Source organism: Planotetraspora sp. GP83 (assembly GCF_041262585.1).
In the GTDB taxonomy this organism is placed as follows: Bacteria; Actinomycetota; Actinomycetes; order Streptosporangiales; family Streptosporangiaceae; genus JAOEGB01.
Window position 1 is genome coordinate 304,389 of the sequence record NZ_JBGCBZ010000005.1, and the last position, 12,437, is coordinate 316,825.

The 12,437-nt window shown below is 70.1% G+C and carries 14 protein-coding genes; 10 read left to right on the top strand and 4 right to left on the bottom strand.

Going from position 1 to position 12,437, the window contains the following annotated elements; genetic code table 11:
- Positions 1-78 precede the first annotated feature (78 nt).
- Entirely contained in the window at positions 79-804 is a 726-nt protein-coding gene (locus tag ABH927_RS09970) for a sulfite exporter TauE/SafE family protein (protein WP_370020108.1), read from the bottom strand.
- 190 nt (positions 805-994) lie between these two features.
- On the opposite strand from ABH927_RS09970, the gene ABH927_RS09975 reads away from it, so the two are divergent.
- Positions 995-1,333 (top strand): hypothetical protein, encoded by a 339-nt coding sequence (locus ABH927_RS09975; protein WP_370020110.1) that lies wholly within the window; start codon positions 995-997, stop codon positions 1,331-1,333.
- Positions 1,299-1,637 (top strand): type II toxin-antitoxin system PemK/MazF family toxin, encoded by a 339-nt coding sequence (locus tag ABH927_RS09980; RefSeq protein ID WP_370020112.1) that lies wholly within the window; start codon positions 1,299-1,301, stop codon positions 1,635-1,637. The genes ABH927_RS09975 and ABH927_RS09980 overlap by 35 nt, the downstream gene beginning before the upstream one ends.
- Positions 1,638-1,694: 57 nt before the next feature.
- On the opposite strand, the gene ABH927_RS09985 is transcribed toward ABH927_RS09980, so the two are convergent.
- Both ABH927_RS09985 and ABH927_RS09990 read right to left on the bottom strand, forming a co-directional pair.
- Positions 1,695-4,469: an aconitate hydratase gene (locus ABH927_RS09985; RefSeq protein ID WP_370020114.1), complete on the bottom strand. Its 2,775-nt coding sequence runs from the start codon at positions 4,467-4,469 to the stop codon at positions 1,695-1,697.
- Between the two features lie 346 nt (positions 4,470-4,815).
- Positions 4,816-5,538: a metal-dependent hydrolase gene (locus ABH927_RS09990; protein WP_370020115.1), complete on the bottom strand. Its 723-nt coding sequence runs from the start codon at positions 5,536-5,538 to the stop codon at positions 4,816-4,818.
- 302 nt (positions 5,539-5,840) lie between these two features.
- Here ABH927_RS09990 and ABH927_RS09995 point away from each other — a divergent pair, with 302 nt between their 5' ends.
- From ABH927_RS09995 to ABH927_RS10030, 8 genes are all read left to right on the top strand, one after another.
- Positions 5,841-6,635 (top strand): PadR family transcriptional regulator, encoded by a 795-nt coding sequence (locus ABH927_RS09995; RefSeq protein ID WP_370020117.1) that lies wholly within the window; start codon positions 5,841-5,843, stop codon positions 6,633-6,635.
- 19 nt (positions 6,636-6,654) lie between these two features.
- On the top strand, positions 6,655-7,275 hold the full coding sequence (locus ABH927_RS10000) for a DUF1707 domain-containing protein (protein ID WP_370020119.1): 621 nt from the start codon (positions 6,655-6,657) through the stop codon (positions 7,273-7,275).
- A 163-nt stretch (positions 7,276-7,438) separates the two neighbouring features.
- Entirely contained in the window at positions 7,439-8,563 is a 1,125-nt protein-coding gene (locus ABH927_RS10005; protein ID WP_370020121.1) for a ThiF family adenylyltransferase, read from the top strand.
- A gap of 78 nt (positions 8,564-8,641) precedes the next feature.
- The gene (locus tag ABH927_RS10010; protein ID WP_370020123.1) at positions 8,642-8,770 is read left to right on the top strand and encodes a hypothetical protein; all 129 of its coding nucleotides are present in this window, start codon (positions 8,642-8,644) and stop codon (positions 8,768-8,770) included.
- A gap of 138 nt (positions 8,771-8,908) precedes the next feature.
- Complete coding sequence (locus ABH927_RS10015) at positions 8,909-10,216, top strand: hypothetical protein (protein ID WP_370020125.1); 1,308 nt, start codon at positions 8,909-8,911, stop codon at positions 10,214-10,216.
- Positions 10,216-10,851 (top strand): DUF6879 family protein, encoded by a 636-nt coding sequence (locus ABH927_RS10020; protein WP_370020127.1) that lies wholly within the window; start codon positions 10,216-10,218, stop codon positions 10,849-10,851. The genes ABH927_RS10015 and ABH927_RS10020 overlap by 1 nt, the downstream gene beginning before the upstream one ends.
- A gap of 115 nt (positions 10,852-10,966) precedes the next feature.
- Positions 10,967-11,092 (top strand): hypothetical protein, encoded by a 126-nt coding sequence (locus ABH927_RS10025; protein WP_370020129.1) that lies wholly within the window; start codon positions 10,967-10,969, stop codon positions 11,090-11,092.
- Between the two features lie 109 nt (positions 11,093-11,201).
- The gene (locus ABH927_RS10030; protein ID WP_370020131.1) at positions 11,202-11,816 is read left to right on the top strand and encodes a DUF6879 family protein; all 615 of its coding nucleotides are present in this window, start codon (positions 11,202-11,204) and stop codon (positions 11,814-11,816) included.
- Positions 11,817-11,852: 36 nt separating this feature from the next.
- Here the strand turns inward: ABH927_RS10030 and mug are convergent, their stop codons facing one another.
- Positions 11,853-12,413: a G/U mismatch-specific DNA glycosylase gene (gene mug, locus ABH927_RS10035; protein WP_370020133.1), complete on the bottom strand. Its 561-nt coding sequence runs from the start codon at positions 12,411-12,413 to the stop codon at positions 11,853-11,855.
- Between the last annotated feature and the right edge of the window lie 24 nt (positions 12,414-12,437).

Genomic DNA, 12,437 nt, shown 5'->3' on the forward strand with positions numbered 1-12,437 from the left:
GGTGGTGATAGACACAGGAAGGTAACGTTTGTTGTCCGCAGTAACAATGACGAAACGACGGCTCAATGGGTCTTTCCCTCAACGGGCGAGGCTCTGGCCGATGAGCACGCACGCGGACAGAGCGGCGATACCCAGCACGGCGGCGCGGACCCGGCCGCCGTCGAGGTAGCGGCGCACCGGACCGGAGACGGCGTACCCGAGGATCACGAAGGGGATCAGCGCCGCCCCGGTCCCGAGGGTCCTGACGGGCAGTTTCCCGACGAAGGCCAGGATGCCGAGCGACTGCACGGCGCTCAGGAAGAAGAACATCGCCAGGGTGGCCCGGATCTGCGGGCCCTTGGCGCTCTGGTAGACGAGACCCATGGGCGGCCCACCGATGCCCGTCGCTGTACCGGTGATCCCGGAGATGAACCCGGCAGCCGTGAGGGTGCGGCCGTTCCGCGGCAGCGACACCGCCCTGGCGGTCAGCACGACCGCGATCACGACCATGACGCCGATGAGCACGCCCAGCACACGCGTGCTCACGTAGACCACGACGAACCCGCCGATGACGCTGCCCGGCACCCTGCCCAGTACGGCGAAGCCGAGGCCGCGCCAGTCCACCCGGCGCCATTCGGCCGCCAGCGTGAACAACGGGAGCGTCGCGTTGACGACCTGCACGGCGCCGGGCATGACGGTGGGGTCGAGCAGCGTGAGCAGGGGCGAGGCGACCAGCCCGAGCCCGAACCCCACCCCACCCTGCACCACCGCCCCGGTGAAGACGGCCAATCCCGCTATGAGCAGCGACAACGCGTCATGGGTCATGGCCGCAGACCCTAACGGCCCGCCATCCCCGCACCGCAACCGGTTATCCGCCGCGGCCTCTGGAGCGAGAAAGCCAGACAATCACCGACAGTAACGGAAAGTTGTTGCGAGAGTAATCGAACGTCCCTAAACTTCCAGATGACGACATGGCCATAGACCGACTTGTAGACCCGAATGTAGCTTCGCCTGTATGAGCACCGAGCCGAAGCACGAGCCGAAGCACACGACGATCCGGGTCAGCACCGTTACTCGCGACAAGATCGCGGAAATCGCCAAGCAGGAAGGCAGGCCCATGACCGCAGTGATCGACGACGCCGTCGCGGACTACGAGCACAAGAAGTTCGTCGAGGAGTGCGCGGCGGCTGTAGCTCGGACTCAGGCAGACCCGGAGGCCTGGGCCGACTACCTGGCCGAGACGGCGATCTTCGACAACGCCACCGGAGACGGCCTCGAACCGGAGGACTTCTCCTCCTATCTCACCCCTCAGGAGCACGATGAGAATCACCCGCGGAGACATTTGGCTGACTGACTTCACCGGCTCAGTCGGCCGCGAGCAGGGCGGCATCCGCCCCGCCGTGGTGATGAGCGGCGCAGCCGTCAACAGCGTCCCGCTCGGCCTCCTGTTCGCGGCGCCCCTCACCACCACACGACGCGACTGGCCTTATCACGTCGAGGTGAGCGCGAGCGGCACAGGCCTGGACAAGCCCAGTTGGGCCATGATGGAGCAGCTGGGAAGCATCTCCGTCCGGCGGCTGCAGCGCCGGATCGGCCACGTCGATGACGCGTTGCTCGACCGGATGAACGTGGTTTTCAACCGTCTGCTGCGGCCGTAGGAGCGCCAAAGCCGCCCCGGGGACGGAGGGTCCCGGAGCGGCTTAGGGCTTCGGGCGTCAGCTCTTGGCGAGCAGGGAGCGCAGGACGTACTGCATGATGCCGCCGTGGCGGTAGTAGTCGGCCTCTCCCGGGGTGTCGATCCGGACGACGGCCTGGAACTCGACGTCACCGGCCCGCACGGTCACGGTGGCGGGCGTCGTGCCCTTGTTGAGCTCCTCGATCCCGATGATGTCGAAGGTCTCCTCGCCGGTGAGGCCCAGCGAGGCCGCCGTCTGCCCCTCGGGGAACTGGAGCGGCAGCACGCCCATGCCGATCAGGTTCGACCGGTGGATGCGCTCGTAGGACTCGGCGATGACGGCGCGGACGCCGAGCAGCGCGGTGCCCTTGGCGGCCCAGTCACGGGACGACCCCGAGCCGTACTCCTTGCCCGCCAGGACGACGAGCGGGATGCCGGCCGCCTGGTAGTTCTGCGACGCGTCGTAGATGAACGACTGCTCCCCGCCCTCGGTGAAGTCCCGGGTGAACCCGCCCTCCACGCCGTCGAGCAGCAGGTTCTTCAGCCGGATGTTGGCGAAGGTGCCGCGGATCATGACCTCGTGGTTGCCCCGGCGGGAGCCGTAGGAGTTGAAGTCCTTGACCTCGACGCCGTTCTCGCGCAGGTAGCGACCGGCCGGGGAGTCCGGCTTGATCGAACCGGCGGGCGAGATGTGGTCGGTCGTGACCGAGTCGCCGAGCAGGGCCAGCACCCGGGCGCCGGAGATGTCCGACACCGGCTCCGGCGTGGCGGGCATCCCGTCGAAGTACGGCGCCTTGCGCACGTAGGTCGAGGCGGGGTCCCACTCGAAGGTGTTGCCGGTCGGGATCGGCAGCGACTGCCAGTTCTCGTCGCCCTTGAACACGTCGGCGTAGTCCCGCAGGAACATGTCCTGGCCGATCGAGTCGGCGACCACCGAGGCGACCTCCTCCGGCGAGGGCCAGATGTCCTTGAGGAACACCGGCTGCCCGTCGGCGCCCGTGCCGAGCGGCTCGTTGTTGAGGTCGATGTCCATCGTCCCGGCCAGCGCGTAGGCCACGACGAGCGGCGGCGAGGCGAGGTAGTTCATCTTGACGTCCGGGTTGATCCGGCCCTCGAAGTTGCGGTTGCCGGACAGCACCGCGGTCACCGCGAGGTCGGCGGACTGGATGGCCTCGGAGATCTCCGGCTCCAGCGGGCCGGAGTTGCCGATGCAGGTCGTGCAGCCGTAGCCGACCAGGTTGAAGCCGAGCTTGTCGAGGTAGGGCGTGAGCCCGGAACGCTCGAAGTAGCCGGTGACGACCTGCGATCCCGGAGCGAGCGAGGTCTTGACCCACGGCTTGCGGGTCAGGCCCTTGTCCACGGCGTTCTTGGCGAGCAGGGCCGCGCCGAGCATCACGTACGGGTTCGAGGTGTTGGTGCACGAGGTGATCGCGGCGATCGTCACGACGCCGTGGTCGATCTCGAACGACGTGCCGTCCGCCAGCGTGACCGGGGTCGGCCTGTGCGGCCGGCGGCCGTTCAGATGGGCGGCGTGCGGGACGTCGCCGTTGCCGCTGTGCGAGATCGCCGGGGAGTCGGACGCGGGGAACGACTCGGCGGACGCCTCGTCGGCCGGGCCCTGGATGCTGTCGCCCGGAGTGTAGTCGCGGACGGCCGCGCGCCAGGCCTGCTTGGCGTCGGCGAGCGCGATGCGGTCCTGCGGCCGCTTCGGACCGGCGATCGACGGGACGACCGTGGCCAGGTCGAGCTCGATGTACTCGGAGAAGACCGGCTCGGGCGCCGACGGGTCGAGCCAGAGGCCCTGCTCCTTGGCGTACGCCTCGACGAGCGCGACCTGCTCCGCCGGGCGGCCGGTGAGCGTGAGGTAGTCGATCGTCTGCCCGTCGATCGGGAAGATGGCGCAGGTCGAGCCGAACTCGGGGCTCATGTTGCCGATCGTGGCGCGGTTGGCCAGCGGCACGCTGGACACGCCCTCGCCGTAGAACTCGACGAACTTCCCGACGACGCCGTGCTTGCGCAGCATCTCGGTGATCGTGAGCACGAGGTCGGTGGCCGTCGCGCCGGCGGGCAGCTTCCCGGTCAGCCTGAAGCCGACCACACGCGGAATCAGCATGGAGATCGGCTGGCCGAGCATCGCGGCCTCGGCCTCGATGCCGCCGACGCCCCAGCCGAGGACGCCGATGCCGTTCTCCATGGTGGTGTGCGAGTCGGTCCCGACGCAGGTGTCGGGGTACGCCTTCCCCTCGCGGGTCATCACCACGCGGGCCAGGTGCTCGATGTTGACCTGGTGCACGATGCCGGTGCCCGGCGGGACGACCTTGAACTCGTCGAACGCCGTCTGGCCCCAGCGCAGGAACTGGTACCGCTCGCGGTTGCGCTCGTACTCCCTCTCGACGTTGCGGGCGAAGGAGTCCGGGTGGCCGAAGTAGTCGACGATGACGGAGTGGTCGATGACCATCTCGGCGGGGGCGAGCGGGTTGATCCTGGCGGGGTCGCCGCCGAGGTCGCGGACCGCCTCGCGCATGGTGGCGAGGTCGACGACGCAGGGCACGCCGGTGAAGTCCTGCATGATCACGCGCGCCGGGGTGAACTGGATCTCCACGCTCGGCGCCGCGTTCGGGTCCCAGTCGCCGACCGCGCGGATGTGGTCGGCGGTGATGTTCGCGCCGTCCTCGGTGCGGAGCAGGTTCTCCAGCAGGATCTTCAAGCTGTACGGGAGGCGCGCGGACCCCTCGACGGCGTCCAGCCGGTAGATCTCGTACGACGCCTCACCGACGCGCAGCGTGTCACGGCTGCCGAAGCTGTTCGCGGACACGAAGTTCGCCTCCCCAACTTTCCGGGCTTGTCAAAAGTTCGCGTATGCATCCTGCCGCACCTTCGGAACACTCAAGGCAGTTAGGCTGACCTAAGTCGGCGGATGTCTCGACATCAAGATATCCCGATGGTTATCTCGACATCAAGTTACTGATGAGTACGCCTCCGGCGTGGCACATCCCGACCAGGAAAAGGCGGATTTTTCCGCGTTCATGCTTTCGGGCCGGCGTTTCCGCGCCCGGAGTCCACACCGGACCGACGCCGGACCGACGCCGGACCGACGCCGGACCGACGCCGAACCCGTACCGTCGTCCAGACCCGCACCGTCCGGGTCCGGCCCCCGCCGCTCAGGCGGGCATGAGCCGCAGGCACAGTAAGGCGAGCACGGCGACCGACAAGACGGGCCCGAGGATCTTCTTCTCGAACGTCTTCCCCGTCTTGATCCCGATGTCGAACGGCAGCAGCCACCGCCCCTTGATCGGCCACAGCACCGGGCAGCCGCGCTCGGTCAGGCAGTCGCCGATGACGTGCACCAGGCAGCCGACACCTATGGCGAACCCGAGCCAGGAGTAGGTCACGCCCATCATGTGGAAGGTGACGAACAGGCCGGCGGTCAGCGCCACGTTGACCAGCGCGGAGGTGATCGTGTGTCCCGGCACCCCGATCCCGACGGCGCGCAGCGCCAGCCCGATCATCAAGACGATCATGATGTCGCGCCCGACCGGGTAACGCTGGGCCAGCAGATGGGCGCCGACGCCCGCGAACACCGCGAACAGCAGTGAGTGGGTGGCGTGCCTGTGCCCGCCGCTGACGAAGTTGACGCCCCTGCTGAGCAGCCATGTCGCCGGGCCGAAGGCCTGCGCGATGGTGGCGCTCGGATGGTCGAGATCGGGCAGCATGGCGGCGCCGGCGCAGACGACCGCCCCCGCGACCAGCTCGGGCGGGGTCAGCACGGTCCCGGTCACGGTCGCGAGCTCCGGGTGCTCCAGGATCCCCGGGAGGGCCATCAGGGCCGGCGTGACCGCGAGCCACACCGCGGCCCCGCTGAGAGCGTGCGAATGCCCCATCATGACAAGATCACGCCGGAGACTGTACGGCAAAGCACCGACAAAATGCTCGAACCATGCGGCGTGTCGCTGGGACCCCGGGAGCCGGGAACGCAAAAGACGGGACCGTTCCGCTCCGAGAGCACCCCCCAGCCCTCTCAGAGCAGAACGCTCCCGTCTCGCTGGTGATAACGCGGAGGTCTCGGGCCATGTTCCCGCCTCGGAAAAGTTTCACGTGATGTGTGTCACTCTCGTCGGCGGGCTTGTTATTAGAATGTTCTCGATATATCTTTGAGCCATCAAGAACGTTCAGCAAGGGGGATGACATGACGATCTACGCCATGGGAGGACCCTGGGGCTTCTCCTCAGACAGGCGCCCTCCCGCCGACATCCGCCGCCAGATGCGGCGAGCACTGCACGCCAGCTTTCTCAAGGGGGCCGCGATGTGGCAGCACCACTCGGATGAAGGACACGACCACCACGGCCACGGGGACCACCACGGCATCCACGGCCAGCAAGAGGGGCCGCACGACCGCCGGCACAGGGGCGGCCCTCGGGGGCGCGGCCCATGGGGCGGCCCGGGCGGAGGCGGCTTCGGGCCCGGCGGGCCGTTCGGTCCGGGAGGCTTCCCCTTCGGAGGCCGGGGCTTCCGGATGGGCCGCAAGGCCAAGCGCGGCGACGTCCGCGCCGCCATCCTCGCGCTGCTGGCCGAGGAGCCGCGCAACGGCTACCAGATCATTCAGGAGATCGCGGCGCGCAGCGAGGGAGGGTGGAAGCCGAGCCCCGGCGCGGTCTACCCCGCCCTGCAGCAGCTCACCGACGAGGGCCTGGTCCGTGCCGAGGAGATGGACGGCCGCAAGACCTTCCAGCTCACCGAGGCCGGCCGGGCGTACGTCGCGGAGCACCCGGACGAGGTCCGCGCGCCGTGGGAGGACATGACGCCCGACATCGGGGACAACGTCCACGAGCTGTTCGCCCTGTCCCGCCAGGCGGCGTCCGCGCTGTTCCAGATCGCGCAGGCCGGCACCGACGGCCAGATCAAGCAGGCCAAGCAGGTGCTGACCGAGACCCGGCGGAAGCTCTACCAGATTCTCGCCGACGGCGACCCCTCCGAAGAGTAGGGGACGAGGAGTGACGGACATGGTCTCCCGGGACGATCTGCGGATCGGCGACCAAGAGCGTGACGAGGTGACCCGGGTCCTGCATGACGCGTTCGCGCAGGGCCGGATCACCCGTGACGAGCTCGACGACCGCCTCGACGCGGTCTTCTCCGCACGCACCGCCGGCGACCTGCGACGGGTCACGGCCGACCTGCCCGAGGCGTACGGCCCGCACGACCTGCCCCAGGCGTACGGCTTTCCGGGAGCGCACGCCTCCGGGCGCCCGTTCGGCGGCCCGGGGCTGTCCGGAGCTCCGTACGGCATGGCGTACGGGCCCGGTGAGTGGCAGTGGCCCGGGGGCCGGGGTGATCTGGCGATGCGGAGCGGGCCCCCAGCCGGGTGGAGCGTGGCCGAGTCGCGTCGGCGGGCCTACCGGCGCCGTGCTCGCGGGGGCGGGCCCCGGGTGGTGCCGCTCGTCCTGGCGGCGCTGGTGGTCGCCGCCCTCGTTTCCGGCGCGGCCTGGCCGCTGTTCGCCGCGGTCAAGCTGCTGTTCTTCGGCGCGCTGATCATGGCCCTGGTGGGCCTGGTCCGCCACCGCCACGGGCACGGTCGCCGGCGTGGCGGGTGGCACCACCACCATCGCCGCGGAATTGGGTCTTGAACAACGCGGCGACAGATGAGATGTGTCGTGCGGAACCGGTCACGGTCCGCAGCCCGGCACTTACTCTCGACCGGCGCGGCCACGGTTCTGAACGCGTGACTACGAGCAGACGGCGGGACGGAATCCCCGTCCCGCCGGCCGTTTCGCGAGGGGACCGGGACAGGTGCAGTTGCCACGGGTCAAGCAGAAGCACGAGCCGTTCAGGTTCGAGGACGGCACGGTGCGGATCGGAGGCGAGATCTACGGACTGGCCACCGAGATCACCGACCCGCTGGGCGGCGCGTGGGCGGCGCTGACGCTCATGGACGGCACGCGCACGCCCGACGACATCGCCGAGGTCATGTGCCGCTCCCTTCCCGGCGTCTCGGTGGCCGAGGCGCGGGACATCGTGCGCGCGCTGATCGCCTCGGGCCATGTGGAGGACGCGTCGGCCCAGGTCCCCGAGGAGCTGAGCGAGCCCGAGCGGGAAAGGTACGGCAGGAGCCAGGCCTTCTTCCACCAGGTCGATCTGACGCCGCGCGCCCATTGCTGGGAGGCGCAGCTCCGGCTCAAGCGGGCCCGCGTCGTGGTGATCGGCCTCGGCGGCACCGGCAGCCATGCCGCCTGGGCGCTGGCGGCGTCCGGCGTGGGCCGCCTGCACTGCGTCGACGCGGACGTGGTGGAGCTGTCGAACCTCAACCGCCAGGTGCTCTACACCGAGGCCGACATCGGCGGCCCGAAGGTCGAGACCGCGGTGGCCGCGTTGCGGCGCGTGAACAGCGAGATCGAGGTCACCGGCGAGCGTCGCATGATCAGGAGCGAGGCCGAGCTGGCCGCCCTCCTGGAGGGCTGCGACGTGCTCGCGCTGTGCGCCGACGAGCCGCGCGGGCAGGGCATCCGGATCTGGGCGAACCGGGCCTGCGCCGCCGCCGGCGTCCCGTGGGTCGGCGGCGGCTACAACGGCCCACTGGTCACCGTGGGGACGTTCGCCCGCGGACAGGGAGCCTGCTACGAGTGCCTCTCCGAGGGGGAGGCGCGCCGCCGCCGGCCCGGCCTGCCCGTGGACCTGGGAGGACCCGGCGTGGTCGCCACCTCGGCCGGCATCTCCGGCCATCTGGTCGCCCACGCGGTGATCTCCCTGATCACCGGAGTGCCGGAACCGGCCACGGGAACGGTCGCCGGGCTCAACCTCATCGCCCCCGACCATCACGTCTGGGTCCGCCATCCGCCCCGTCCGGAATGCCCGGTCTGCGGGGGCCCCGGCGGTGCACGGCCCCAGGAGGAGCGGTTCAGCGATTTTGGGCCTTGACCGGTCAAGTCAGCCGCATGATGATCGGCCTGTTTTCTCGCGCGAGGTCCGACCCAGCCGACCGGCGGAAGGTGTTCGATGAACCCACCCGAGCAAGACACAGCGCTCCCCGAGCGCGCTGACGAGCCGGACTCCCCCGCCGAAATCGTGATCCGCAGGCTCGACAAGATCGAGACGACGGCCTTCAGCCAGGGGAACTCCGCCTGACACCGACGGCCCGGGCCGGGTGAGTGGGCCTTCCCGCGTGGACGCGACCGCTCACCCGGGCTCGCGCTGATCAACGCGATCCACTTCGGCCTGATCCCGCTGCTCGGGTCTCGGCCGGCGGGAGGCGGGAGGTTCTCCATGACGCTCATCCGGGTCGAGTTGCACGAGCTCGAGTTCCGGCGGGATCGCGAGGAGTGGATCGTCGGCCGGAGGAGCACCGGCGACTTCGTGGCCGTGCCGTACGAGGGAATGCGGGTCGTCCGGCTCCTCCAGGAGGGCGCGACGGTCCAGGAGGCCGAGCGACGTCTCCGCGAGGAGACGGGGACACGCCTGGACGTGGACGGCTTCGTCGAGGGCCTCGCCGGGGCGGGCCTGGTGGCCGCGCTGGACGGACGGCCCCTTTGGGCCGCCGCTCCCCCGCCGCCGACCTTTCCGTGGCTGCGGCCGGCGCACGTCCGGTGGACGCTGAGCCCGGTGCTGCACGTCGTCGTCGGCGCCGTGGTCGTGACCGGGATCGTCGCCGCCGTCCTGCGGCCGGGCGCCGTGCCGGGATGGCGGGAGCTGCTCTGGAGTGAGCGAGGCACGCCCGTGCTGCTCACACAGGTCTGGGCGGGGTGGTCGCTGATCTTCCTGCATGAGCTGGCGCATCTCTGCACGGCGCGCGCCGCCGGAGTGCCGGGACGCATCACGCTCGGGACGCGCCTGCAGTTCCTGACGGCCCAGACGGAGGTGTCGGGCATCTGGCTGGCCGAGCGCCGCGTGCGGCTGACGGTCTACCTCGCCGGCATGGCTCTCGATGCCGGTCTGTGCGCGGCCTGCGTGGTGCTGGGCGTGCTCCTCGGGCCGCGTCCCGCGCTGTCGGTCGTCGCGCTGACGACGCTGACCATGCTGTCCACGCAGCTCCTCGTGTTCATGCGTACCGACCTCTACTTCGTCCTGCAGGACCTCACCCGTTGCCACGACCTGTACGGCGACGCCCTGGCGTATGCGGGGCACATCGGCAAGCGGGCTCTCCTGCACCCGTCCGAGGATCCGCTGGCGCGGCTGCCGCGGGGGGAGGGCCGCTGGGTGCGGGCCTACACGGCGCTGCTCGTCGCCGGGACGGGGGTGTGCCTGGCCGTGGCGGCGACGGTCACGTATCCGGCCGCGGCCGGCCTGCTCGCCCACGCGACGGACGTGCTGACCGGTCTGGTGGCCGGCCGGTCCGGTCCGGTCGATCCGTTCGCGGCGATGGACGCGGTCGTGGTCGTGGCGGTCGTCGGCGCCTTCCAGCTCCTGTGGGCCGGAGCGTGGTGGCGCCGCCACGGGCCGCGGGCACGCCAGGCCGCCCGGACCGTGAAGAAGACGGCGGCGAAGACGCTCACCGGAGTCTTCGCCGGCGGACACAGCGGCAAGCTCACCGGCACGGGCCGGATCACTGACCGGATCACCGAGGAGAAGCCGTGATGCGGGCCGACGTCTTCGATCACGTATGGCGGGCCGAGGGGACGGTTCTGCCGCTGGCCGACTACCAGGCCGAGTTCGACGAGGTCTACGGCGGCGCCGAGGAGGAGGTCTGGAAGCTTGAGCGGGCGCAGCACTTCCACGAGTCCGACGTGGCGAGCTGGCGGGCGGCCGCCGAGGGTGACTGGCCCCGCTCGCTCGCGCTCATCGAGGAGATGCGCGGCCCGCTGACCGAGATGTACCGCGGGCTTCCGAGGTTCCTGCGCCTGCGTGTCGTGGAGCTGCCCCTCACTCCCTACCTCCAGTGGGAAGCACACGTCTTCGCGATCCGCGTGTCGGCCGGGGAGGCCATCAGGGTGCTCCCGGCGTCCGCCGTCGCGCGCCTGGAGCAGATGACGACGCTCCCCGAGCTCGTGATATTCGGCCCCGACCTGATGTACCAGGTCTGCTACGACGAGGTCGGCGCCGCCTCGGGCGCCCGCCGGATCACCGACGCCCGCGTCGTCACCCCCTGCCGCGCCGCGGTGATCTCCCTGTACGGCGAGGCGGAGGACCTGCTGCCGTTCTTCGACCGCGAGGTGGCCCCGCTCCGGCCACCGGAGCACCTTCTGCCTGGCCGTACGGGATTTGGGTCTTGACCGGAGATCGGCGGCGGCCAACCATCGACCTGTCGCCCTCGGGGGGAACGCGTGCGGCCGTGCGGAGAACGGGGCCCATGACGGGGCCACAACGCATCCGACAACGGAGGGTGAGATGGACCCAGCCGAAGCGGAGCTCGAGGCGCAGGACGAGGCCGAACGACCGGCCACGGTGAAGATCCTGATCAGAAGGCTGGACACGACGGAGACGACGGTGTGCAGTAACTCAACTGGGAACTGACAGCACGACGTTCGCGAAAGACGAAGGCGCGCGAGGTTCCACGATCCGGGCTGGACCTTTGACGTGCGGGTCCGACCAACGATTTCGGCGTGCGCCGGAGGAGGCCCTCATGCCCGGAGAGGCGATCGAACACGTCAGGCAGGCCGCGGGAGAGACCCTGGCCGCGGAAGATTACCGAACGGAATTCTACGAGCGCTTCCAGCGCGTGGAAGGCGTGGTGTGGAAGCTGGAACGCGCCCAGCACTTCCACGAGCCGGACGTGCCGAGCTGGGCCGCGATGATGGAGGGCGACTGGAACCGCGCCCTCGCCCTGATCGAGGAGATGCGGTTCGCCGACGACCTGCCGCCCCATGTCGAGCTCCGGCGCCTGCGAATCGTCGACACGCCGCTCACGCCGTACATGCAGTGGGAGATCGTCCTCCTGGCGGCGCGCACCCGCGCGGGCGAGCGGGCGCGGGCGCTGCACGCGCCCGCCGTACGACATCTGGAGCGGGCGGCCCCGCTTCCCGAACTGCTCATCCTCGGCCCCGACCTGATGTACGAAATCCTCTACGACCAGATCGGCGCTCACATCGGAGGGCGGCGGATCACCGACCCACGCGTCATCGAGCCCTGCGTCCGCGTCCTGGCCGACCTGTACGCCAGGGCGGAAGGGATGATCGGCTACTACGAGCGGGATGTCGCCCCGCTCCCGCCGCCGGAGATCAGCCGGATCTCCACCTGAGCGGCCCTCCTGCGCGATCTCTACCGCGCCACGGGGTCATCGCCGGCGGCACGGTAACGACTCGATCGCCCGGCGCAGCGAGGCGAAGTCCTCCGCGAGCCGGTCGAGCTGGTATGAGGCGTTGAGGCCGCTGGGGTTGGGGAGGACCCACAGGGCCACGTCGCCGATCATGTCGTCCTGTGGGCCGATCTTGGCCCGTGGGCGGCCGAAGGCGACCCGGTAGGCCGACACCCCCGCTACGGCCAGCGTCCGGGGCCCCGTCTCCTCGACGAGCCGCGCCAGCCGTACACCGCCCGCGCGGATCTCCTCCGCAGACAGCTCGTCGGCCCGCGCGGTCGCCCGGGGGACGATGTTGGTGATGCCGAGGCCGTACGACGGGAGCAGGTGCTGTTCGCCCGGCGCGAGCCTGCGGGGCACGAAGCCCGACAGGTGCAGCGCGGGCCAGAACCGGTTGCCGGGCCGGGCGAAATGGTGGCCGGTGGCCGCGGAGTAGAGGCCGGGGTTGATCCCGCAGAACAGCACGTCGAGGCCGGGGCCGAGCACGTCGTCGATCGTCGCGCCTCTGGCCGCCTCGAGGTCGGCCCTGGTCGGATTCATGGCCAGATGCTAATGCCCCCTTGT